Here is a 24,674-nt window from a genome sequence, read left to right as displayed (position 1 = left end):
TCATTCAGCTGTCGTTGCCGACGCTCGGCGTGCACGCAATGCGAAACTGAATTCAGCCATCGCCCGCTATGCTGGTCGCCATGACCCGACGCACTTCAACTGCCCTGTCCCTGCTGCCCTTGGCCACCACGCTGCTGATCGGCTGCGCCAACGCCCAGTCCCTCGACGCCCAGAACGCGCAGCTGAAGGCCGCGATCGCAGCCGCCGAACGCGGCCAGTTCGATCCCGGCCAGGCCGCTGCACTCAGCCGCCATCCGGCTTACGGATGGCTGGAGTACGCCAACCTGCGCCGTAACATCGACACTGTCGATACCGCGCAGGCACAGGCCTTCCTCAAGCGCTATGACGGCCAGGCCGTGGCCAACACGTTCCGCAGCGTGTGGCTGCCCTCGGTCGCACGCCGCCAGGACTGGCCCACCCTGCTCGCCAACTGGGTGCCCACCGACAACGCCGGCCTGCGCTGTGCGCAACTGACCGCGCGCCAGGTGACGGGCAAGGTCGATCCGCAGTGGATCAGCGAGGCGCAGGACCTGTGGCGCAAGAACGGCAAGTCGCTGCCGGACGGCTGTGATGCCGTTTTCGCCGTGCTGCAGGCGCAGGGTGGCCTGAGCGACGCCCTGCGCTGGGAACGCATCGATGCCGCCGCCGACGCCCAGCAGCCGGCCGTGATGCGCAGCGCCGCACGTGGCCTGCCTGCCACCGACCTGGCGCTGGCGAACAATTACGCTGCCTTTGTCGACAAGCCCAATGCCAGCGCGTTGAACTGGCCGCGCAACGAACGCAGCCGGCGCATCGCCACCGATGGCCTGGCCAAGCTGGCCAAGGCCGACCCGGCCGCCACCGAACAGCAGCTGCCGCAGTACGCCCAGGCGCTGGGCCTGAGTGCCGCGCAGCAGGGCCAGGTGCTATACCAGATCGCACTGTGGACGGTGGCGTCCTACCTGCCCGATTCGGCGCGCCGCCTCAACGCGGTGCCGGAATCGGCGTATGACGAACGCCTGCACGAATGGCGCGTGCGCGAAGCGATGTCGCGCGGCGACTGGCCGGCGGCGCTGACCGCCATCCGCAAGATGGGCAGCAAGCAGCGCAGCGACCCGCGCTGGCGCTACTTCGAAGGCCGGATGCTGGAGAAGACCGGCCAGGCCCAGCAGGCGCAGCCGCTGTTCCGCGAAGCCGCACGCGCACCGACCTTCCACGGTTTCCTGGCCGCCGACAAGCTGCAGCAGGGCTACACGCTGTGCCCGTGGAAGCCGAATGACAGCGCGCAGGCACAGGCAGCGGTCGCGCGCGACCCGGCCATCCAGCGCGCGATGGCGCTGTACCAGATCGACCGCGCCAGCTGGGCCGTGGCCGAATGGAACAGCGCGCTGTCGCGCTTCGATGACACCCAGCGCCGCCTGGCGGTACGTGTCGCGCAGGACAACGGCTGGTTCGACCGCGCCGTGTTCGCGCTCGGCAAGCAGCCGCAGGAACAGCGCCTGTACGACCTGCGTTTCCCGCTGCACCACGACGCCACCATCCGCCGCGAGTCGGCACGCAATGCCATCGACCCGGCCTGGGTGGCTGCGGAGATCCGAGCCGAAAGCACCTTCACTCCGCGTGCGCGCTCGCCTGCCAACGCCATGGGCCTGATGCAGGTGCTGCCGGCCACCGGTGCCAGCGTGGCCAAGTCCATCGGCCTGACCGGCTACGGCGGCGCCGACAGCCTGTACGACCCGGACACCAACATCGCGATCGGCACCGCCTACCTGCGCCAGCTGATGAACAAGTACGACGGCCTGCCGTACGTGACCATCGCCGCGTACAACGCCGGCCCGACCCCGACCGCACGTTGGCAGGGCCAGCGCCCGGGCTTCGATCCGGACCTGTGGATCGAGACCATCAGCTACAAGGAAACCCGCGAGTACGTTGCCCGCGTGCTGGCCTTCAGCGTGATCTACGACTGGCGCCTCAATGGTGATGCGCTGCCGCTGAGCGACCGCCTGATGGGCCGCCTGGTGGACAAGCGCAAGCGCTTCAGCTGCGCGGCCGACGCCGAGCAGGGCGGCGATTGATCACCCTCCTTCTGTAGAGCCGAGCCCACGCTCGGCTGCTGTTCTGTCCGGTAGCGCTACCGCCTGAGCAGCCGAGCATGGGCTCGGCTCTACAAGTCGGGCATGCGATGATCCCGACCATGAAGATCTATCTTGTCGGCGGCGCCGTGCGCGACCGCCTGCTGCAGCGCCCTGCCGGCGACCGCGACTGGGTGGTGGTCGGTGCCACGCCCGCGCAGATGGAAGCGCAGGGCTACACCGCCGTCGGCCGCGATTTCCCGGTGTTCCTGCACCCGGAGACCGGCGAGGAATACGCGCTGGCGCGCACCGAGCGCAAATCCGGCCGTGGCTATCGCGGCTTCGTGGTCGATGCCGATCCGGCGGTGACGCTGGAAGAAGACCTGCAGCGCCGCGACTTCACCATCAACGCGATTGCCTGTGACGAAGATACCGGCACGCTGGTGGATCCCTATGGCGGTGTGCGCGATATCGAGCAACGCTTGCTGCGCCATGTCGGCCCTGCGTTCGTGGAAGATCCGCTGCGCGTGCTGCGCGCGGCGCGCTTCATGGCCCGTTTTGCACCACTAGGCTTCACCGTCGCCGAAGAGACCATGGCACTGATGCGCGAGGTCGCCGCCAGCGGTGAACTGGACGCGCTGGTGCCGGAACGCGTCTGGCAGGAACTGCGCAAGGCGCTGGTCAGTGAACGGCCCTCCGCCTTCCTGCGCACGCTGCACGATGCGCAGGCACTGGGCCCGATCCTGCCCGAACTGGAAGCACTGTACGGCGTACCGCAGCGTGCTGAATTCCACCCGGAAGTCGACACCGGCATCCACCAGGAAATGGTCAGCGACATGGCCGCGAAGCTCGCCCCCGGCGATGACCTGGTCGGCTTCGCTGCCCTCACCCACGATCTCGGCAAGGGCCTGACCCCGCCGGAGGAATGGCCGCGCCACATCATGCACGAGCAGCGCGGCATCAAGCCGTTGAAGGCACTGTGTGCGCGGTTGAAGATTCCCACCGAACACCAGCAGCTGGCCGAAGCGGTGTGCCGCGAGCACTTGAACGTGCACCGCATCGATGAACTGCGCGATGCCACCGTGCTGGAACTGCTGGGCCGCTGTGATGCGCTGCGCCGGCCGGAACGCGTGGCCCGCATCGCACTGTGCTGCGAGGCCGACAAGCGCGGCCGGCTCGGCTTCGAGGACGCCGACTACCCACAGGGCGAAACGCTCAAGCGCCTGCACCAGGCGGCGCTGTCAGTGCAGGCGCGGGATCTGGATACCACGCATCTGAAGGGCCCGGCCATCGGCGAAGCGCTGGCCAAGGCGCGGGTGAAAGCCATCGCCGCCGCCCGCTGAAGCACCTGGTGATGCCGGCTGCTGGCCGGCACCGATCGCCCGTCTATCGACGACGCTTACGCGAGAAGTGGTCGACAGCATGAGCACCCAACAAGATGGGTTGCATCAAGAGGAACAGCCATCCACCCAGCCGGAGTGTCTCCACCGGATTGAACCGGGTGATGAACGCAGCTACCAGTGCCAAACCCGCAACAAGGCCGATCTCATAGACCCACAGCGATCGGTTAGAACGCCTGCCCACGATGCTCCTCTCCATTGAACAGTACGTACTTGCCTGCCGCCTTAGCTTCCTCGATCAGTGCGCCTTCCCACGGTTGATCGCCGCAGCCCGTTGCTTCAATTGGGTCACAGTGCCGGGTCACTTCCCTGCCCCATCCATGACTACAACCATCTAATTCGTATCCACGCCTTCGAACTCGATCGGAGGTGGCAATCCGAACAGAATTCGATTGGGCGAATACGAGTTGCAGGCCTCGCTGCGCCGGAGAAGCGCCCGCTTTGCCGATGGACTTCTTGGAGGATTGCTTCTGCCCGTTCGCATCGTGACGCATACCAGCCCCGCGTACGCCTTAAACCGCACGGTGAATGGGCGGCCATGCCTGAGAGTAGTCGAATGCCTGATGGGAGCCCTTGGGCTACCGTCAATGGGCTAAACAATGGGGACGTTTCGCCGCGCCTGAGGACCGGAACAGAACATTTCACCGGAGACATGAGAGCCTTGATGCGCTTAAGGATCCGAATAGGAAATTCTGCGAGTTGATGACCCTACGCTCATCGACTTCCTTCCCACTGAACTTTCGCCGCCGCAACCCCAATGCAAAGGAAAAACATGGTAAGACCACGATTAGTGAAGTTCCGAAGAAATGAAATCAGGAGAACAGTAGAATCCCTCCTCAAACTCCCAATCACCCTCGCTCTCACCTTGCTCCAAGAGCCTATACACTTCGGCCACTGCAGCGTGAGACGGCACATCCACGGCATAGAGTAGTCTTTCACCAACGTTAGAGCCTTCGTAGGTACAGCCAAGAACTTCCAGTTCTGACCAACGCATCAGGAAGCGCTCATCTCCTGCGAATGCTGGCAACCTGACTCGATATGTGGAATGCCCCCCCCGAGCGAGAACTCCCACGAACATTAAGCCATCTTCGTCACGCTCCGTCGCGATAGTATCTCCACAACTAACCCCGTATGCATAAAATGGAATATTGTCCAGCACAAGCGAACCATCCGGCAAAAGTCGGACATGCATAATCTCCACCCCGCCGTCATCCAAGGCAAATCTCACCTTCGTCGCTCTGTCATTCATCTTCCACTCCACTCATCGGGGTTCCTTGCCGCCTTGTCTCGATTGCACGTCCTACAGGCGTCTCTCTCGTTCTCAGGACTATTATTTCCACCTCTCGACTTTCGATCAATGTGGTCCCTCTCTCGGGAATTTGGCAATCCTTGCGTATTGGTTGTAGGAACTCCGCAGTAGACGCATGGGACACCCTCCTTGCTCCCCTTAGCTTCGGGAGACTCCTTCGGGAACCGCTTCCCCGCACCAGGCCCTCCAGTTGAGCCACGCTTTCCATCACTTCCAGGCTCTCGATCCGAGACTATCGAACCATCACTCTTCAATGCAGGCTCATGTGGTGCCGGTTTTGACTCCTGCACCAGCTCCCTGATTCCCGCTTCCAGCCTATTGCCAAGTTCCACACGTTGTTCAGGAGTGGTACTTGTGTAGTAGATGGTCGCACCAGCAATCGGAATGAAGACGAAAGGAACGAGCAGTTGCAGCGCGGCCCTCCCATCAGGATCCGTGAACTTGTAGGGATTTCCGTCCGCATATCGGTATCGATTGAATTGGCTAGCTGGCTGTTGATGTGCCGTCACCGGATCCACCGACAGGAATATACCCAACTGCGGATCCATATACCGCTGCTGCATGTAGCTCAGCCCAGTGGCCGAATCGCTCACATGCCCGGTATATCCAGGACCATCATCAACCTGACCACCAACTACTGTCCCGTAGGGTTCATAGATGTGGCGCTTGGTCACTGCGCCATTGGCATCCGATTCGGCCACCACCGATCCAAGCGCATCGGTGTGGATATAGGTGATCGTCTGCGCCCTGGCAGCAGAGCCCCACGCAACCAGAGTCAAGATCAGCAACGTTCTGAAAATGATCGATAGCATCACTGTCGCCTCCCAGACGGCCTTCATGGCAATTCATCGCTCAAAGCCATCCTGCACTACCAACTCGTTGGACGGCCGGGAACAGCCGCTCGCATTACAGGCTACAACCCGGAAGGCAGTGATTTTGGGCATGCCACGCACAACAACTGAGCAGAAAGGAAGCGTGGCCACACAACCCGCCGTTCCGCTGAATTCATAACGCGTGGCGCCCGCAACTTCCGTCCACCCGCCTTGGTAGGTCGTATGTCCCTCGGAATAGTAGTACCAGGCTTCAAACAGGACCGGTGCTTCTGGAATTGGTGGAGGAATGTTCACCGCCGTGACTGCAGCTGGCGAGAAGACACTGCAGCCCGCTTCGTTACATGCGGCAACTCGATATCCATAAGTAGCGTTACTCCTGCCACTGACAGCTCGCTGCTGCGACCCGTCGTTTTGAAGGTTGCCAAAGCCTCCGCCGTTGATCTGCTCCTGCAGCAGATAGCTCGTTGCGCGGTCCACAGACGACCAGTTCACGGTGTAGCTACCCGTGTTGCTCGACGCTGGCGAACTGATCGACGGCGCTGCTGCCGGAGCAATCACCACCTGGACTGCGGATACGCCCGAATATGGTCCGCACCCTACCGAAGCACAGCCTCGAACGCGGTATTCGTACACCCCATGAGCGCGGCCGGAAGCGGCGTAGCTGACGGCCGCCGCACTGGAAATGGTAGCCCAGCCTCCTCCATTGAAGCGCTCATCCAGTTGATACGAAGTGGCGTTGCTCACCGCGTTCCAATTGATCGAATATGCAGACCCCAGCACTTTGGCTGGAGCGTTCAATGCCGGGGCCGAAGTCGGCAGATGAACGGACTTCACTGTCACAGCTTGGGAATAGACACCACAGCCACTCGTGTTGCAGCCACGTGCACGATACCCGTAAGTTCCGCCTGGCTTCGCACTGAAAGATCGGCTGCGCTCTGCAGAATTCTGCACTTCCCCCCACGCACCGGCATCCTTCTGCTCTTCCAACCTGTATGAGGTAGCGCCTGCAACCGCTGTCCAGCCCACAATGTAGTTGCCGCCCGTTGCGCTGGCTGGAGCCGTGATCGTGGGCGCAGCCGTCGGTGCCAACTCAACCACCACTGTCACTTCGGCGCTCCAACCGCCGCACAGTACGGCACGGCAAGCGCGAATCCTGAGCCCATGACTCCCGGCAGGCTTGCCAGTGGTCGACCATGCCAGCGCCGATCCAGAATAGGCAGAGAGCCAGCCCCCCTGTCCGGTTCTCTGCTGCAGCTCATAAGTCGATACACCCACTACGCTCGACCAGCCAACCGTGAAACTCCCAGTACTGCTGAATGAGGGCGCAGTAATCACCGGCACCCCCGGCGCCATGGCGGTCACAGACTTGGCAAGCAGACTGCCATTCAAGTGAATGTACTCCGTGCCTTCACCCGTCCGCTGGTTTTCTTGTCTGCGCAGCACGCCTGCGCTGTCGTAGAGCGACAGGATATCCCCGCCTGGCGCCTGGCTCAGCACGCGACGCCCATGTGCGTCATAAGCATACTTTTCGGCACCTTCAGCCTCGCGCAGGCGATTTCCGAAATCGAACCTGAAGGCCTGTCCATTGCGCGTGGCGAGATTGCCCTGCACGTCATATCCCAGCCCCATGGTGGTTGCACCATCGGAAGACTGCACATTGGTAAGACGATTGTTGCTGTCATACCAGTAGATGTGGTCTTTCACTCCGGCTAATCGAGCTGATCGCAGGTTGTCCAGTGCGTCGTAGCTATAGGTCATTACTCCGTCGCCACCGAATCTTGCTGAGCTCGCCCGGGTGAGCCTGTCCAGATCGTCATACTGCATGGTCCGATTGCGACCCGCGTCGAGAACGTCCTCGATCCTCGTCACGTTTCCGCCGCCGTCGTAGCTGTAGACATCGTCCAGCACACCTGCGGAATCTGTTACGCGCCCAGGCAACTGGCGCGCGTTCTGGGTCATGCCATGGACGATGCCATTTCCATAAGTGAATGCGCGCATACCCCCGTTGGGATGATAGGAAACACCCAATGCAAATCCCCCAACACGCGTGATCTGCCCCAGACCGTTGGGCGCCAGATCAACCGACAGGCCACTGGGATACTGGATGCTGGCCATCACGCCGCGCGCATCATAGCCATAGCCAAGCGCCCAGTTGAACGCACCGGCAATCGTGGCACTCTCGCCCACCAGCAATCGCCGCCGGTTGTACACGTATGTGTTGACGACCGGACTGGTATTGATGGCGTTCCTCGTCGTAACCTGCTGCGGTAGCCCATCTGGGGTGTAGACCCATTGCTGGTCGCCGTTGCCATCCGGGAACGTCAAGGTCCTCAACCGGTTGCGGGCGTCGTAGCCACGGTCTACGCGACGTCCAGAGGAATAGGCACTGGATGCATCGCAGGAGTCGACTGCGGGAAGATTCATTCCCGTGGCTGACCAGAGGATGTTGTCGGACGCGTCGTAGCCAAGCGTAGTGGCACCAGTCTCAGGCTCGATGCTCTTGCAAAGACGTTGATGCATGTCGTAGACATATCGACGTGTCAGCGAGACCGATCCATCGCTGCTACGCTGCGTAACGCTCACCGGATTACCGAATACATTTCTCGGTATATCCAGCACGACGCCTGTAGGCTTCACGATAGCGATCGGGGCCGTGTAGGCCGGCTTATCGAAAGCCTGGAAACTGGTCTGGGTCTGCTTTCCGCGCGCGTCGGTCACCCGGATTCGGGCGCCTGGCAGATACTCGGTCACTGTTACCAGCGTACCCAGCTCACTGTCTTGGATAGCAGCAGTCCTGCGACCGAGCGTGTCGTACTCACTCCAGTTTCCCGTGGTCAGATTCGCTCCCCTGCCCGGGTAAGACGCAAACAACAGCCGACCTTCATGGTCATAGCTGAAGCGCTGCAACCGCTGCGTTTCCGCGATGTTGGCAGCATCGTACTCGCGCGTAAAAACGGGTCGCCAGAGGGCATCATAGATCGTCTCCAAGCGCCCATTTCCAGTTGCGATGTCCTGTCGCCAATGCCCCGCAGGAATGCCGTACTCCTCCGCACCCACCTGTTGAAAGACGCGGGTCATCGGAGTCCAGTTCACCGCATCCCCTGCGGGATAGACGACGCTGGCAACTCGCCCCATTGCATCATAGCCGTAGCTGGTGGCAAATCCACTTTCATCAGTTGCGCTTGCTATCCAACCATTCTCGTCAACCAGAACTCTTGACGTCGTCGCGTCTGCAAACTGCACCAGCCCAGGAATCCCGCGCCTCCACTCGGAGAGTTTAGTGGTGTTGCCGTTTCCATCACGGACCGATGCGACGGTACCGTCTGCATGATAAGTCCTTGTCTGGGTCCGTTTTCCAAATGCGAACGTCTCGACTGGCATGGCATTGGCATCGAAGGCCGCTTCGGCAACTATGGTTGCACTGGCAAGATCGGTCACTCGTGACAGCTGTCCCAACACCCAGTGAACTGTATTGTCGTGATAATCGAGCCGCTCACGAACGGATCCGCTAGGTCCAGTGCGAACTTGCTCCACTGGGCGTGCAAAGCGGTCGTAGGCTGCCGCTTGCCAAGTGTGGGTAGTATCGTCCTGTTGCAACTGTGTCCGCGTAACAGGACGCACGCGAACTGTTGCTGGATCGTTCAAGCTTCCGAGAATCGCACCATACTCCCCAATGAAGGGTTGACCGGCAGCCGAAGCATCGGCCAAGTAGTCACTGGATCGTGTCTGTACCACACGCCCTTGGGCATCGAGAACCTCCTCGCGCAGTTCCCGCCCATCGTTGAGCATGTAGAGATTGCCAAAGGTCAACTTCTGAGTAGTAGCATCCGGGCGACGAACCTGTACGACCTTCGTCTGGATGCACGTCGCACAAGGGTAGACGGCGGGCTCATTCTGGCTTCCCCACAGGTCAGAAGGAGAATTGCCATAGTCATAGGTCCACTGCATGGTCGACAGGCCAGGACCGGTGATGGCCTTGCCGACGATGCTGAGTACATCGAAGAAATGAGGAACACCCAATACGTACTCTGGATCCTCACGGGGATCGCCCTTCTGCATGCATTCGGTGAGATGCACGCCGTGTCGCCAATGCCGTTGATTAACGAACGAAAAGGTACCCGTAGCGCCCGCCGGATGTGTTGCAGTCACAACATAGTCAGCTGACAGCGGAAGGGAGGAGTCCCTACACCACGGCAAGCCTGGCAGCGTATCGATGGGTAGCGGGGCCGACGGCAGAAGTGTTCCTGAGTAGGCATAGCGCCATGAGCTACCGTCTGGACGAGTGACCTTTGTCAACAGGTTTTCCGCCAGGGTCGTCTGGTACTGGAAGCCCCAGGAGCGCCCATTGGCAGTGGCACTGGTCATTCGTCCCTGACTGTAGACAAACCCGATTTCGCGCCCGTCGTTGCTCCAGATCCGCGTGGGCAGGCCCTCGCCGTTGTATGAGAACTGGACCCAGTTTCCGAACCGATCCTCCAACCTGGTTGCCAAAAGGTAATAGCGCGTTCGCTCCAGGATGACTGACACCGGATCGTTGCCACGCGTAGTGGGTACGAGCTTCTGCAACGGTGCCTCACGGCGCGTGGTCAATTGATTGAAGTAGTAGCGCTCACCCGAGGTCGTTGTAAGCCGGAACCCGTCGCGACTACCATTGTCCATAGTGATGCAGTCAATAGCATCGCGCTCTTTGGTTGTAAGTCGGGTGCTCGTTCCTGCAGTAGGCAAGGGGGTGCCTGCGATAATGCCAAGCATGGCAGTGTCGCCTCGACCTGGGAGGTGTACGTTGAGCCCGCTCCAGAACTCCCTGACATTGAAGATGCCGCTGCCCGGCACACTCCCCACAGTGCATACCCTTGCAGGAAGACCGGTGGAATTCGCGTAGGTTACCGCCACATGAGGCACTTCAACATCCCAATTTCCCAGGCCCAACAGGCGAGCATCGTGGTCGCGGATGCTACCTTGCGGCTGCAACTGCATATTCAATCGGCGTGCAAACTGCACGGGCAGATTACTGTTGCCTGGCAGGTCGATTTCGACCACGCGGAACTGCGTGCTTCCGTCGTATAGACTTACGCCCTCGCCGAACAGCCCCGTATCCAAAGTGGACAGCGATTCAGCGTTCTGGATTCGCTTCCGGTATTCCAAATAGGGATGGATACCGTCCGCAACCGACTGAGCCGCGACTGGTCCCGAGATAATAAGACCGATCAAGAAAACTGGCAGCACAGTCGAACGCAACGCAACACGACGCAATGCATCGATCACTAGGCATTCCTTCAGATTTGGATTCCATTTCCCAAAGGCCGGCCTTGCACCGTCCTTTTCCCGAAGGCGACTGCACAATCCTTACGCCGCCCGAAGCGACGCTATCACATTTGTCAGCTGTGTGAGAGTCAGAAAAGACTGACCCTCAATAGGAGAAGACACACTGTCTCTCCCACCAAGGCGCGGGTAAAAGCCTTCGCGGCGGCCCGCTGATCCGCGACAGCCGCGTGCACCGCTATTGGTAGTGCCGGCCGCTGGCCGGCAACCCCAATTCCCTGGATCAGTGCGCCATCCCACGGGTGATCGCCGCCGCACGCTGCTTCAGCTGGGCCACGGCATCGGGAATCATCTCCATGCCCACGTCCAGGCCCGGGTTCAGCACCAGGCCGACGCCGTCGCCGATACCGGCCAGCAGCGCGTGCACCGCGATCGGCATGGCATGCGCAAACTGCGGCAGCTGCTCGTGCCACAGGCCCGCGCGCTCGGGGGCGGTGAATACCGCGAACATCGGTTCGCCGCTTTCGCTGGTCAGCACCAGCGGCGAGATGCTCTCGTCCCAGGCGCCATCTTCGCCAATGGCCTTGTCCAGCAGCACGAACGCCGTCGAGGTCAGCAGGCCATCGAGGAACTGCGCTGCGGTCAGCGTGCCGTCCTGGGCCTGCAGCAGGCGCACCTCGAGGTCGTTGAGGGGGTCGAACGGGGTGTCGTGGTCCATGGTCGCTTCCGGTACGTGATTGCAGGGCAGACTTTAGCAGGCCCGCTCCTCAACCGAGGAATCCATGCCGCCACAGCCAGCCCAACGCCGCCAGACCGGCCACCACCACCAGCATCAGCGGCAGGCCGAAGCGGTGCCGCCACGGGATCGGCACCCCACCCAGCTGCTGGTCCATGGTGTCGGTGTCCAGCACCCAGCCGTGCCCGCACCGGGTGCAGGCCAGCTCATAACGGCGATGGTAGGTGAGGCCGAACAGCAGGTCGATGCGCGCCATCTTGTAGCGCAACTGGGGCGCGAACTCGGTTTCCGTCTGGCAGCGCAGGCAGTGGTGGGCCTCGGTGGGGCCGACCACCACCACCCGCTCCTGCTGGCCGATCAGGATCATGGATCAGCGGCCCTGGCAGGCGGGTTGGGCCAGCAGCCAGGCTTGGGCGGCGGCCACGGTGGCGGCGTCACCCTCGACGCGCTGGTCGGGCTCGATCTTCAAGCCGTCGCCACGATCATTGCGGTCCCGCATCACGCTGGTGGTCAGCAGCAGGCGGCTGCCATCGGCAAGCGTGTGCACGACATTGCCAGTGGAGACACCCGCAGTGGGCTGACCGAAACTCCGCGTCTGCGGACGACCACGCCACGCCAGCGCCGAGGCCTCGCCCGAACTGCCGGTGCGCGGTCCAAACAGCACTGCCACCGGCGCGCCGGGCTGCCGCAGCACATACCCGGACTGGCCGAAGTCCAGCACCGACTTGCCTGCACGCTGCACGGCGGTCGCGGTCAACGTCCAGCGCTCCGGCCCCTGTGCGGTTTCGAACGCCCCCACATCTTCGTTGTTCACCACCGAGGTGCGCAGCAGCGGTGCCATGCCCAGCAGCATCGGCCACATGTTGCCACCGCTGTTGTCACGCAGGTCGACGATCCAGCCACAGCGCATGCCGTCGTCCATGCTACGGATGACCTGCTGCCACCGCGCGGCGCGCTGGATGTTCTGGCGGAACGCTTCCTGTGGCGTCGCGCCGGGCGTGGAGGCATAGCCCTCGATGACCAGCCAGCCGATGCGCGCATCCACCGCATCGGCGGCCTTGGCCCTTTCCACGGCGGCGGCGGCGACCTGCTGAGCGCGCGCAAGGGATTCGCTCTGGCGCTGGGTCGTCGTCCATACGCCATGATTGCCCGTGCTGACCGCAATGGCTTCGCGCAGCAACGCCAGCCGCTTCACGGGGTCGCCCTGCACCGATTGCAGTCGTGTGCGGGTGCCAGGCCAGTCCACCCGGTCGCGATACAGCGCCTGCCGTTCAAGCAGGTTGAGGATCTCGGCCTCCGCCTCCGGCGAGGGCACTTCGATTGCCTTGGGCGTATCGGCCATGGCGTTGGCAGCCACCAGCGCGATCACCAGCGCACCAATGCGACGCACTCCCTTGCGAACCTGCATGTGACGTTTCCTTGTCGTTGAGGCAGGCGCACAGCATAGCCCGCAGGTGATGGCTTTCGCCATGCGCGAACTGTCGTATCTGGCCCCGCCGCGGGTTGCAGCAAGACAGCGTGCACGCGATCAGTAAATTGCAACTTTGCCCATGTCATCGCCACGTAGAACGCGAGAAGGTTGCCTCCGTCGGCGCTTCCTGCGCTGACCGGGATTGGCGTCCTGAATGAAGCTTTTCACGAGCGGGCTTGCAACGTCGTTGCCGGCCCGAACAATGCACCGTCCGTCGTTCTGCGGCGGGCGGTGCGTGGGGATCCCCGGATCCGCCGGCGTCCTTCCTCGTGAAGAGCTTCACCGGCACGCCAACCCGCACCGCCCGCCACCTTGCATCCCGCAGGTGGCCTTGCCTTGTGAGGTTGCTGCCATGAACACGCCCTACCCCACCTATCCACGCCTGCATGCACTGCTCGGTGCTGCATTGCCCGGCCTGCAGCTGTCCACTACCGCAGCCGAAGCGTTGGAAGATGCGCTCACCGAAGTCCACGAACAGGCGCCGCCCTCCGCATTCTTCGCGCGGTTGCACGGCGTCGCTCACAGCCACGGAGCCGACGGCCAGGCGTGGCGCGAGCGGCAACTCAGCGAGGCGCGCGGTCGGGAACTGGCCGAGGCAACGCGCTGCCTTGCCGCATTGTCCGCCTGCGGCGGCGTGTTGCTGGCTGCACAGTCGGCGCGCGAGACGGACGATGCGCAGGCGCAGTGTCCGCCGCAGGTGGAGGAAGGGTTGCTGCATGCGGTGGTGGTGTTGGCCGATCATGCCGGGGCGCTGGTCGCGCCCGAGCTGCTGCCGATACGAGCCAACGAATGCTGCTAGATGTTGCAATCCTGCTGGAAAAATCGCCCCATGAGAAAGCCATCAGATCAAGCCATGGACGACAAGAGATATGAATTACTTCGGAAATTCGTGCAGGCGATATCAGATCGGGATAGCAGCACACTGCAGGAGGACTTTGGCCTGACCTCAGTCATGATTCTGGAAATCTACGAGCTTCTGCCGGTGTACTTCCTAGAAGGTGCCGCCATTTCCATCCCTCTACCTGCGTACGGCGCAGCAGGCGACTTGATACCGTTGATGACCACGTATGACTATGGTGATGGTGACATTGCAGTTGAGTGCTATCTCCTCGGGGATGGCGAGCCCAGCGAAGCCATTCTTCATGTCCATTTCGAGAAAGGTAATCTCATCTACGGATTCATAAATTCATAGCAATTCCCGATCGCCCAAAGCGAACGGCATTTCAGGACGTGTCGACCAAGGTCGACACCCACCGGAACGAGTCATGACATCCGTACCGCGCGCTACCAGTCCGCGCGCAGGCCGATGTTGCCTTCGATGATGCGGCGCTTCTCGTTGCGGTCACCGCCCAGCTCGCGCGTGTAGTCGGCCACCGCGTACGCGCTGATGGTGCGGTTGAAGCGCCCTACCACGCCGACACCGGCTTCGAGCGCGCGTGAGCGCTGCGAATTGATGATCGTGTCGTCGTCGAAGCGGATGCGGTCCTCGCCGGAGCGGCCATGCCGGTAATTCAGCTTGAAATACGGCTGCCAGCCGTTGTCGGCCAATTGATAATCGCCGGCCAGACGCAGGCCGATGCGGCCGGTCCAGGCGTTGTCGTTGTCGAAACGCACGCTCGACACCTCATCGCGGCGGTCGTCCAGCGACGTGCGTTGCCAGATCACCTGTAGCTGCGGTTCCAGCCACCATGCGGACTGCCCAAACCGCAGCAGCGGCTTGCCGGCCTCCACAGACACGCTGGTGCCATCACCGCTCAAGCCGAAGCCAAGCCCGCGCGAGGAACGCACGCGGCCGTCGTAACGGCTCTGCATCGCCACGGCGTCGATGTAGCCGCCGCTGCTGTCGGTGAACGTCCAGTACAGGCCCACGTGCTTGTCGTCCAGGCGGTTCTGGCCCACCTGCACGTTCTCCCAGCCCAATGCCAGGCCGGTGGTCTTGCCCTGCGCGCGGGTGCGGCCGACGAACACGCCGATCTGGTTGCGATGGTTGTCGGAGGCAGCGGCCCACACGTCGAGACCAGCCTGCAGGCCCATCACATCGCCATCGAAGCCGGGCTGCGCATCGCCCTTCCAGTGGATCTCGCTGCTCTGCCCCACCAAGCGGCCCCAGGCGGTGCGGAATGCGCCCTGGTTGTACAGCAGGCGCTGCTCGCCCTGCCGCTCGTGGAAGGTGCCGAGGCTGGCCAGCGAGGTCTCGCGCAGGAGCGGCGGCACCACGGCATAGGTGGCAGTCTCCACGCGGTACAGCGGCACCACCGCGCCCTCGGCGGGGCGTGCACCCGGCGTCGGCGGGGCACCGGTTCCGGGCAGCGCACCGCCGGCCACTGGCACGTCCGGCACGGCTGGATCGCTGGGTGGCGCCACCGGCGCGGGTTCCGGTGGCGGTGGTGGCGGCGCGGTCTCGCCCGCGGTCAGGTCCGGATCGGTGGCGCCTTCGGGCGGCGGCGGCGGTGCCGGGATGATCGGCGGCGGTGGGGCCACTGGAGGCGTCAGCGGTGGCGGTGTCGCGCTGCCGCCACCGTTGGGTGCTGGCGTCGGCCCGGTCACCAGCGTCGAACGCAGGTACCAGTTCTCGGCGGTACCGGCACTGACACCGCCCTTGAACAGGAAGTACTCGTAGGCACCGGCCGCAACCGGTGCGAACAGCGAGAACGCGCCCGGCGCGGTGCGGCCACCATTCAAGGCCTGCACCACCAGGATGCCATCGGCCAGCGTGGCGGCGCCGCTACCGCCGGCATTGAGCACGCCGATGCCGGTGGTCCCGGTGGCAGTACCGCCGTCGATCACCAGACGGTCGCTGGTGGACTTGTCCGCGCCCAGCACGGTACGCAGGTAAAGGCCACCGCCATCGCCTCGATAATTGCCACGCACGGTGAACACGTCGCCCGCGCCGGTACCGGTCAGGTCGATGCGCCCGGCATTGACCATCTCCACCAGTGCGCCACTGTTGAACGGACGGATGGCATGGCTGCCACTGCCCGCATACACGGTACTGGTGTCATCCACGGTGAGCGTGCCGGTGCCGGTTGCGCTGTCGCCCAGCACCAGGTCGCCATCGAAGCTCAGCTCGGTGCTGTTGGTCAGGCTGATCGTCTCCCAGTTCTGGAAGCGGCCCACGCCCGTGGTCTTGACGTTGCTCAGGTTGAGCTGGTCGATGCCACTGCCGCCGTCGAACAGCGGCACCGCACCTAGGTTGCCTTGGTTGAGGTTGCTGAGGTTGGCCACGTCGTTGTCCGGGCCCATGTCGATCGCGCCGTAGACGATGCCGCCGCCATTCCAGTTGAAGGTGTCATCGCCGGTACTGAGCAGTACCTGCCCGCGCACGGTGCCGTCGGTGATGGTCACGCTGTCGTTGCCGCCGCTGACGCTTATGTTGCCGCCGATGTAGGCGGTACCCGAGATGATGATGGTATCGGTGTCGAAACCGGTCACCACATTGCCATCCACGGTGCCGCCGGACTGGTCCCACAGGTTCTTGTCCAGCTTCATGTTGACGCGGCCGATGCGGCCACCGGTCATCCACGCCTGGTCGCCATCCTCGAACGCGCCGATGATGCGGCCACCACTCATGCGGAAGGTATCGATGTTGTCGCCCTGCTGCAGCGCGCCGATCGTGCCGCCACTCATGACGAAATCATCGCGGCCACTGCCCTGCGCTACCAGGCCGGTGACGGTGCCGCCGGTGACGGTCATCTGGTCATCGCCGTTGCCCTGGTCGACGCTGTCGATGGTGCCATTGCCCAGCAGCAGCACATCGTTGCCATCCCCTTGCAGGACGCCGCCGCTGATGCTGCCGGCCTGCATGTCCAGGCGGTCGTTGCCTGAATCGAACTGTACGCCGGTGCGCCCGCTGATCGTTCCGCGGTTGACCAGCACGCTGTCGCCCGCACCGACGAACTGCAGGGCGGTGTTGTTGCCGGTGCTGATGCTGCCCGCATTTTCGACACGGCTGCCGCCACCGAGCTGGACCGCCACACCGCCCACCGAACTGATCGTGCCCAGGTTGGACAACAGATGCCCACCAGCACCAACAAGCGAAATCGCGCTGCTGCCGCCGCTCTGCTGCAGTTGTGCCGTGTTGGCGATATTGATGGTGATGCCGGCCGCGCCATTGGCCGTGATGGGAACAGTCTGCGGGTTCGGCGCATTGGCATCGCAGGTGACCGTCTGGCCGGCGACGGGGGCGGCGCTGTCACAGCCGGCCCAGGCGACGCTGGCACTCAGCAGCATGACGGACGGGACAGCCAGGGCCTGCAGCACGGAAACGGTGAGGCGGCGCGGACGGAAAGCGCGCGGAACGGCACGGGACATACAGCACTCCTGGACAAGGGATCAGGAACTGCGGATATGCGGTACTGCGCAGGCAGTCTGCCGTGTGGTGAACGGTTTCGATAGGTGAAATTGCGTGGCGGCCATCACAGTTCAGTTGCGAACTTGATCGGCCATCACCCCACCTCCACGTGGCTGAAATTATTCATCTTTGCAGCGGTCACAGGCCGCGCGGAGAGCATCCACGCATGGCGTGGATGAGGTGCCATCAGATCTTCAGATAGATCTTCCGCCGGTCCAGCCACCATGCCACGCCCCACCACAGCGCGACAAACACCAGCGCCTGCAGCATGGACGCCAGCTCCAGCGCCTGCGGCATTGCGGTGGCCAGTCGCTGCCAGACCCACCCCCAAACCCCGGTAGCCATCAGCACCACCGACATCACCGATGCGCCCAGATACGCCGTGATCGCATTGACGCCGAAGCGCCGGCCCAGCGCCGGCCAGCCCTTCTGGTCGATCAACAGGTGGCCCAGCCACAGCCCCAGCGCCGCCAGGCCACCGGTCCACAGCACGTAGCTGGGCGTCCACAACTGCTTGTTCAACGGCAGCACCACCGCCAGCAGCAGGCCCAACACCGCAGTCGCCACACCCAGCCCGGCCAGCGCCGCGGCACGTCCGCTGCGCAGCAGGCCTCCGGCCAACAGCCCGAGCACGGTACTGGCCAGCGCGCCCAGCGTGCTCAGCAATCCTTCCGGGTCATGGCCCAGCCCGGCATCGGCGTGCCATTGATAGATCCACGGCGCGAACAACGCGGTATCCAGGCGGCTGGCCGGGTTGGTCCATGGCGCCAGGTCACCGATGCCCAGCAGCAACACGGTGTACCCCACCAGCAGCGCGATCAGAGCGCCCACCTGCACGCGCGGCCGCGCGTAGACCGCCAGCACGCCCACCAACGCCGCACACACCGCGATGCGTTGCAGCACGCCCCAGATGCGGAAGTGATGGGTATCCAACGCCCACCAGATCAGCAGGTGCAGCAGCGCACCGGCCAGCAGGATGCGCAGCGCGCGCTCCAGCACGCCGCGCGCCAGTGCAGGTCGCGCCGACACGTCCAGCGCGCGCGGCGCTACGCTGAACGCCATCGACACGCCCACCAGGAACAGGAAGAACGGGAACACCAGATCGGTGGGCGTGCAGCCATGCCATTCCGAATGGCGCAGCGGTGCGAACACCGCACTCCAGTCGCCCGGGTTGTTGACCAGCAGCATCGCCGCCACGGTGATGCCACGCAGGGCGTCGATCGAGCCCAGTCGGCGTGGCGGCGTCGGGTTCATCAGGCGGCCTCGTACTGTCCGGCAATCCAGGTGCCACGCACCTGCAGGGCATCATCCAGCAGCACCAGGTCGGCCTGGTAGCCCTCGGCGATGTGCCCCAGGCGGTCGTCGACGTTGAGGAACTGCGCCGGGTAAGTCGAGGCCATGCGTGCGGCTTCGGCCAGCGGCTGGCCGAGCAGCTGCACGGTGTTGCGCACGGCGGTGGCCATGTCCAGCGCCGAGCCGGCCAGCGAACCGGCGGCATTGCGCACCACGCCGTCGATGGCGGTGATGGTTTCGCCGTAGAGCACGTAGCTGGGATCATCGGCACCGACCGGCGGCATCGCATCGGTCACCAGCAGCACGCGGCCGCGCGGCTTGGCCGCCAGCGCCACGCGCAGGCTGGCCGGATGCACATGCACGCCATCGACAATGACGCCGATCCAGCTGTCGCGGTCTTCCAGCGCAGCGCCCACCGCACCGGGCTCACGGCCCTGCAGCGGCGACATCGCGTTGTACAGATGGGTGAAGCCACGCACCCCAGCATCCAGTCCGGCGCGAATCTCTTCGTACGTGCCAGCAGTGTGGCCAGCAGCAACGATCACGCCACGTTCGACCAGCGCACGGATGGTCTCCAGCGGCACGCGTTCCGGCGCCAGTGTCAGCAGGGTCACGCCGTTGTCCAGCGAGGCGGCCAGCGCGATCTCTTCTTCGTCCGGCACGCGGAACTTGCTGGCATCGTGCGTGCCCTTGCGCGCCGGCGCGATGTACGGGCCTTCCAGGTGGATGCCGATCACGCCCGGCACGCCCTGCGCGATGGCCTCGCGCATCGCACCGATGGCTTCGCGCATCACCGCCACGTCATCGCTGATCAGCGTCGGCAGCATCGCGGTGGTACCGAAACGACGATGCGCCTGCGCAATGGTGCGCAGCGCCGCCACGTCCGGCGTGTTGTTGAACAGCGCGCCGCCACCGCCATTGACCTGCACATCGATGAAGCCGGGCAGCAGCCAGCCGCCGTCCAGATCGATCTGCTCGGCCGCCTGGCCCAGCTGCGGTGCAGCGTCAGGCAGCAGCGCGCTGATGCGACCGTCCTCGATCACCACCGCCAGATCGTCGCGGAACTCCTCGCCAGCCAGGATGCGGGCGTTGCGCAGGACCGTGGCCATCACACCGTCTCCGTAACCTTGTTCAGATGCGGCGGCAGATCCGGGTTGAAACCACGGCGCAGCGCCAGCGCATTGATTGCGCGATAGAAGCTCTGCACGGTCAGCAACGGTGCGCACAACGGATGCGGCGCTGCAGCCACCGGCAGGTTGCCGCCGGCCCCGGCCAGCCACACCTGCGCGCCCCGGGCAGAAAATTCCTCGACCACCGCGCGGGTGCCGGCGCCGGTTTCATCGGGCTGCGCGAAGGCCAGCACCGGGAATCCACGGTCAACCAGCGCCATCGGGCCGTGCTTGACCTCGGCCGAGCTGTAGGCTTCGGCATGCAGGCTGCAGGTTTCCTTGAACTTCAGCGCCGCTTCCTGGGCCGCCCCCAAGCCCAGGCCACGGCCGAGCACGAACAGGTTGGTGGCCTCGACCAGGCCTTCGGTCACCGCGCTCCAGTCGCACTGCCACGCCTCACGCAGCGCGTCGGGCAGCAGGTCCAGCGCCGCACGCAGGCTGCTGTCCTGCTTCCAGTACGCGGCCAGCTGCAGCAGCGCGGCCAGCGACGCCAGGTAGCTCTTGGTCGCCGCCACGCTCTTTTCGGCACCTGCGTGCAGCGGAATGACCGTGTCGGCCAGCTGCGCCAGCGGTGAATCCTCGACGTTGACCAGCGCGATCACGCGCGCACCGGCCGCCTTGGCGGCCTCGGCGTTGCGCAGCAGGTCCGGGCTCTTGCCCGACTGCGAGATGACGATGAACAGTGCGCCGCGCAGCTGCAATGGTGCGGCGTAGACCGACCCCACCGATGGCGAGGCCGACGCGACCACCAGGCCCAGCTGGGTTTCCAGCAGATACTTGCCATAGGTGGCGGCATGGTCGGAGCTGCCGCGTGCACAGGTGACCACGAACGGCGGCGGTGCAGCACGCAGGCTGGCGGCCAGGGTTTCGATGATGGCGTGGTTGCGCGAGAACTGGCGCGCAACCACGTCGGCCGCTTCAGCGGCCTCGGCGAACATCAGGGTGGACGTGGGGTCTGACAGCGACATGGCAGGCTCAGGCAGGATCGGAAGGAAGGGGGCGTGCGCCGGCGGGGCGCATCGGCGCGGTCGAACCACGCACCACCAGCTGCGGCACGAAGCCCTGGTTGTGCAGCGGCGCCGGCGCGTCGTCGTAGGCATCGCTGCGCAGCTGCGCGATCAGCAGGCGCGCGGCGTGGCGGGCGATGTCTTCGGTGGCCTGCTTGGCGGTGGTCAGCGGCGGCCACGACTGGCGCGAGAACGGGCTGTCCTCGAAACCGGCAATGGACAGGTCGTAGGGCACGTTCATGCCGGCCGACTTTGCGGCTGCCAGTACACCGGCGGCGATTTCATCGTTGGAACCGAAGATGGCGGTAGGTGGCTCGCGCAGCGCCAGCAGGCGGCGCGCACCGCGGAAACCGTCATCGAAGGTGTAATCGCCCTGCACCACCAGGTGCTTGTCCACGGTCATGCCGTAGTCCTTCAGCGCGGCTTCGTAACCGGCGTAGCGCTCGCCCGAAGACCGGTGCGAGCTGCCGCCCCAGAGGAAGCCGATGCGCTGGTGGCCCAGCTGGATCAGGTGCTCGGTGATCTCGTAGGCGGCCTCGCGGTCGTCCACGAACACACAGGCGCCATCGGCCGGGTCTTCGGTGGCGGCAATGATGCGCACCAGCTTGATGCCGCGCGCGGTCAGCGCCTGGATCAGGTCGCGGCGCTCGGACATGGGCGCGGTCAGCACCAGCCCGGCCAGGCGCGAACGCTGCACCCAATCGGCCAGCTCGTCGGCCAGCAGCGGCGAACTGGAATCGCAGGGGTGGATCTGCAGGCCGAAACCGGTCTCGCGGCACGCGGCCAGTACGCCGTTCTGCACGCCGATGATGTGGTACGGGTTCGGGTTGTCGTAGACCAGCCCGATCACGAAGGTAGTGCCGCTGCGCAGGTTGCGCGCGGACGGATCGGGCTCGTAGTCGAGCTCGGCGATGGCACGCAGCACCCGCGCACGGGTGGCCTGCATCACCGAGGGCTCGTTGTTGATCACCCGCGAGACCGTCTTCAGCGAGACCTTGGCCTTCTCCGCAACGTCCTTGATGGTCGCTCTGCGCATGGGTTTTCCCTGGGGTTGGCTGCCGTCCATCATCGCCGATCAAGCCTTGTCCTGCGGCAGGCCGGCACGATGGCCGATCACCGAGTAGAACAGGATGTACAGGTAGCACGGCACCATCAGCAGCACGAACACCAGCTGGAAGTCGATGTGCTGCTTGAGCACGGCGAACAGCTGCGGAATGATCGCGCCGCCGGCAATACCCATCACCAGCAGGGCCGAGCCGGTCTCGGTGAAGCGACCCAGGCCGCGGATCGCCAGCGGGAAGATCGCCGGCCACATCATGGCGTTGGCGAAGCCCAGCAGGGCCACGAAGGCCACCGACACGTAGCCGTGGGTGGCCCAGGCGCCGAGGCAGAACACCACGCCCAGCACCGCCGAAATGGTCAGGTAGCGCGACTGCGAGACCACCTTGGGGATCACCAGCAGGCCGACCACGTAGCCGATGAGCATCGCGCCGAGGGTGAGCGAGGTGAACATCTTGGTCTGGTCCAGCGGCAGGTCGAAACCATGACCGTAGGTACCGATCGCATCACCGGCCATCACTTCCACGCCGACGTAGACGAACAGGCAGAGCACGCCCAGCCACAGGTGCGGGAACTGGAAGATGCTGCTGCGCTCGGCTGCGCCGGCGGCCGTCGGGGTGGCGTTGGCCTCGGAGGACTTGATCTCCGGCAGCGGCGAGAACAATACGGCGACGGCCAGCAGCACCAGCAGGCCCGCCATGGCCAGGTACGGCGCATGGATCTTGGCGGCGAACTCATTGAGCAGGGCCACTTTGGTGACCGCGTCGGCCGCCTGTACCTGCTTGTCCAGGTCACCGATGCCATGCAGTACCAGGGTGCCGATCAGCACCGGCGCCAGCATGCCGGCGATCTTGTTGCAGATGCCCATCAGCGCGATGCGACGCGCTGCGGTCTCGATCGGGCCGAGGATGGAGATGTAGGGATTGATCGCCGTCTGCAGCAGGGCCAGCCCGCTGCCGATCACGAACAGCCCGCCGAGCGCACCCGGGTACCAGCGCTGGGTCGCGAACTCACCGAACAGCGCGGCCCCCCCGGCCATCACCAGCAGGCTCAGGCTCAGGCCCTTCTTCATGCCGGTGCGGCGCAGGATCCAGGACGCCGGCAGGGCCAGGAAGAAATAGGACAGGTAGAACACCATCAGCACCAGGAAGGCACCGACCTCGCTGAGTTCGAAGGCCAACTTGACGAAGGTGATCAGCGGGCCGTTGAGCCAGGTGAAGAAGCCGATCAGGAAGAACAACACGCCAACGATGGCGATGGAGGTGGCCACGTTCGGGCGCGCGCTTGCAGCGGGGACGGCGGACATCAGGAGGGCTCCTGCGGCGACGGCCGCAGAACGCGGCGTCGGAGAGTGGCTGGGAACAACGTTGTCACATTCTTTCGATGGACAACGGCGGTTTGTCAACTTCCATGCACGCCTGCCTGAACCTCGTGCTGCATTGCGCAAGTCCACCGCGGTACGCCCCGCTGAATGCGCGGCAGTCCTAGAGCCACGTGCGGCAATGGCTCCCACGTGAAACTCGCACTCACACCATGTAAACGTTTACTGCACGCCGCGTTCGTTGCAACGCAGCAACGAAAGTGTCACGAACTCGTTGACATCGTTGTCAGCGCGGTTACAGACTCCGCCACAATCGCCGCCCCGGTTCCGGGCCGGCCCCACCTGACAGCAGGAGCCCGCGTGACCGCCAGCCACCCCGCCCCGGCCCATGTCCTGTCCCGCGTTGCGCCCTCGTTCCTGGCCGCCGACGTCGGTGGCACCCATGTGCGCGTGGCCCGGGTCCAGGCCAGCGGTGATGCCGCCCACCCGGTGCAGGTGCTGGAGTACCGCAAGTACCGCAATGCCGACCACGCCGGCCTCAGCGCGATCCTGTCCGACTTCCTCGGCGAAGGCCCGCGGCCCACGCATTGCGTGGTCGCCAGCGCCGGCTACGCCCGCGAGGACGGCACCGTGATCACCGCCAACCTGCCGTGGCCGCTGTCGGCGCGCCAGGTGGAAGCCGACGTCGGCCTGCAGCGGGTCTACATCGTCAACGACTTCGAAGCGGTGGCCTATGCCGCCGCGCAGGTGGACGCCAGCGGCGTGCTGCACCTGTGCGGGCCGGACACCGCCACGCGCGGCCCGACCCTGGTGGTCGGCCCCGGTACCGGTCTGGGCGCCGCGCTGTGGATCCCCACCGCGCACGGCCCGGTGGTGCTGCCCACCGAGGCCGGCCAGCCGACCCTGGCCGCCAGCACCGAACTGGAAATGGCCATCGTCCGCCACATGCAGCGCGACCGCGCCCATGTGTCGATCGAACATGCGATCTCCGGCCCGGGCCTGATGAACCTGTACCGCGCGGTGTGTGCGCTGCAGGGGCGGGCACCGACGCTGGCCAGCCCCGATGCAGTCACCGCTGCGGCCATGGCCGACAGCGATGCGCATGCGCGCCAGGCGCTGGATGTGTTCTGCGGCCTGCTCGGCAGCACCATCGGCGACATGGCCCTGTTCTACGGCGCCCACGGTGGCGTCTACCTGGCCGGCGGCATCCTGCCGCAGATCCGCGAATACCTGCGCGCCAGCACCTTCGTCGAACGCTACCTGCAGAAGGGGCCGATGGGCGAAGCACTGGCACGCATCCCGGTGAAGGTCGTCGAGCACGGCCAGCTGGGCGTGGTCGGCGCTGCCAGCTGGTACCTGCAGCAATCGGCCGCCTGACACCGCAACAGGCTTCAACGCAATCGCAGCACGCA

The 24,674-nt window shown here is 64.4% G+C and carries 17 protein-coding genes; 5 read left to right on the top strand and 12 right to left on the bottom strand.

Features of this window, described 5'->3' with window-relative positions; genetic code table 11:
• Window positions 1-68: 68 nt before the first annotated feature.
• Window positions 69-2,054 carry a transglycosylase SLT domain-containing protein gene (locus tag AC5P7R_RS20525; RefSeq protein ID WP_111102092.1) on the top strand — a complete coding sequence of 662 codons (1,986 nt, stop codon included), beginning with the start codon at window positions 69-71 and terminating at the stop codon, window positions 2,052-2,054.
• Window positions 2,055-2,173: 119 nt separating this feature from the next.
• Window positions 2,174-3,394, top strand: a complete 1,221-nt coding sequence (locus AC5P7R_RS20520; protein ID WP_031270845.1) for a multifunctional CCA addition/repair protein — start codon at window positions 2,174-2,176, stop codon at window positions 3,392-3,394.
• A gap of 844 nt (window positions 3,395-4,238) precedes the next feature.
• On the opposite strand, the gene AC5P7R_RS20515 is transcribed toward AC5P7R_RS20520, so the two are convergent.
• From AC5P7R_RS20515 to AC5P7R_RS20490, 6 genes are all read right to left on the bottom strand, one after another.
• On the bottom strand, window positions 4,239-4,700 hold the full coding sequence (locus tag AC5P7R_RS20515; protein ID WP_021204658.1) for a DUF4265 domain-containing protein: 462 nt from the start codon (window positions 4,698-4,700) through the stop codon (window positions 4,239-4,241).
• Window positions 4,697-5,599, bottom strand: coding sequence for an RHS repeat-associated core domain-containing protein (locus tag AC5P7R_RS20510; RefSeq protein ID WP_478436038.1), 903 nt, complete (start codon window positions 5,597-5,599; stop codon window positions 4,697-4,699). The genes AC5P7R_RS20515 and AC5P7R_RS20510 overlap by 4 nt, the downstream gene beginning before the upstream one ends.
• A 6-nt stretch (window positions 5,600-5,605) precedes the next feature.
• Complete coding sequence (locus AC5P7R_RS20505; RefSeq protein WP_478436039.1) at window positions 5,606-10,858, bottom strand: RHS repeat protein; 5,253 nt, start codon at window positions 10,856-10,858, stop codon at window positions 5,606-5,608.
• 280 nt (window positions 10,859-11,138) lie between these two features.
• On the bottom strand, window positions 11,139-11,573 hold the full coding sequence (locus AC5P7R_RS20500) for an SseB family protein (RefSeq protein ID WP_021204661.1): 435 nt from the start codon (window positions 11,571-11,573) through the stop codon (window positions 11,139-11,141).
• 49 nt (window positions 11,574-11,622) lie between these two features.
• Entirely contained in the window at window positions 11,623-11,958 is a 336-nt protein-coding gene (locus AC5P7R_RS20495) for a hypothetical protein (protein ID WP_021204662.1), read from the bottom strand.
• A gap of 3 nt (window positions 11,959-11,961) precedes the next feature.
• Window positions 11,962-12,999 (bottom strand): S41 family peptidase, encoded by a 1,038-nt coding sequence (locus AC5P7R_RS20490; RefSeq protein ID WP_227854285.1) that lies wholly within the window; start codon window positions 12,997-12,999, stop codon window positions 11,962-11,964.
• A gap of 415 nt (window positions 13,000-13,414) precedes the next feature.
• Here AC5P7R_RS20490 and AC5P7R_RS20485 point away from each other — a divergent pair, with 415 nt between their 5' ends.
• Window positions 13,415-13,861: a hypothetical protein gene (locus AC5P7R_RS20485; protein WP_021204664.1), complete on the top strand. Its 447-nt coding sequence runs from the start codon at window positions 13,415-13,417 to the stop codon at window positions 13,859-13,861.
• Window positions 13,862-14,254, top strand: a complete 393-nt coding sequence (locus AC5P7R_RS20480; protein ID WP_478436040.1) for a hypothetical protein — start codon at window positions 13,862-13,864, stop codon at window positions 14,252-14,254. It abuts the gene before it with no gap.
• 92 nt (window positions 14,255-14,346) lie between these two features.
• On the opposite strand, the gene AC5P7R_RS20475 is transcribed toward AC5P7R_RS20480, so the two are convergent.
• The 6 genes from AC5P7R_RS20475 to AC5P7R_RS20450 form a co-directional block, all read right to left on the bottom strand.
• Complete coding sequence (locus AC5P7R_RS20475; RefSeq protein WP_227854286.1) at window positions 14,347-17,373, bottom strand: autotransporter family protein; 3,027 nt, start codon at window positions 17,371-17,373, stop codon at window positions 14,347-14,349.
• Window positions 17,374-17,599: 226 nt separating this feature from the next.
• On the bottom strand, window positions 17,600-18,667 hold the full coding sequence (locus AC5P7R_RS20470; RefSeq protein WP_021204667.1) for an acyltransferase family protein: 1,068 nt from the start codon (window positions 18,665-18,667) through the stop codon (window positions 17,600-17,602).
• A complete protein-coding gene (gene nagA / locus AC5P7R_RS20465) occupies window positions 18,667-19,815 on the bottom strand; it encodes an N-acetylglucosamine-6-phosphate deacetylase (RefSeq protein ID WP_111102097.1) in 1,149 nt (382 codons plus the stop codon). Before nagA ends, AC5P7R_RS20470 begins: the two co-directional genes overlap by 1 nt.
• Window positions 19,815-20,843, bottom strand: coding sequence for an SIS domain-containing protein (locus AC5P7R_RS20460; protein ID WP_021204669.1), 1,029 nt, complete (start codon window positions 20,841-20,843; stop codon window positions 19,815-19,817). Before AC5P7R_RS20460 ends, nagA begins: the two co-directional genes overlap by 1 nt.
• A 7-nt stretch (window positions 20,844-20,850) precedes the next feature.
• Window positions 20,851-21,918: a LacI family DNA-binding transcriptional regulator gene (locus AC5P7R_RS20455; protein ID WP_005411045.1), complete on the bottom strand. Its 1,068-nt coding sequence runs from the start codon at window positions 21,916-21,918 to the stop codon at window positions 20,851-20,853.
• 39 nt (window positions 21,919-21,957) lie between these two features.
• The gene (locus AC5P7R_RS20450; RefSeq protein ID WP_021204670.1) at window positions 21,958-23,247 is read right to left on the bottom strand and encodes a sugar MFS transporter; all 1,290 of its coding nucleotides are present in this window, start codon (window positions 23,245-23,247) and stop codon (window positions 21,958-21,960) included.
• Between the two features lie 375 nt (window positions 23,248-23,622).
• Here AC5P7R_RS20450 and AC5P7R_RS20445 point away from each other — a divergent pair, with 375 nt between their 5' ends.
• Window positions 23,623-24,639, top strand: coding sequence for a glucokinase family protein (locus AC5P7R_RS20445; RefSeq protein ID WP_197575834.1), 1,017 nt, complete (start codon window positions 23,623-23,625; stop codon window positions 24,637-24,639).
• Window positions 24,640-24,674: the final 35 nt, after the last annotated feature.

The sequence above is a fragment of the Stenotrophomonas sp. YJH_SMC_27 genome (genome assembly GCF_059369815.1).
This window is presented reverse-complemented; position numbering and strand designations above follow the sequence as displayed.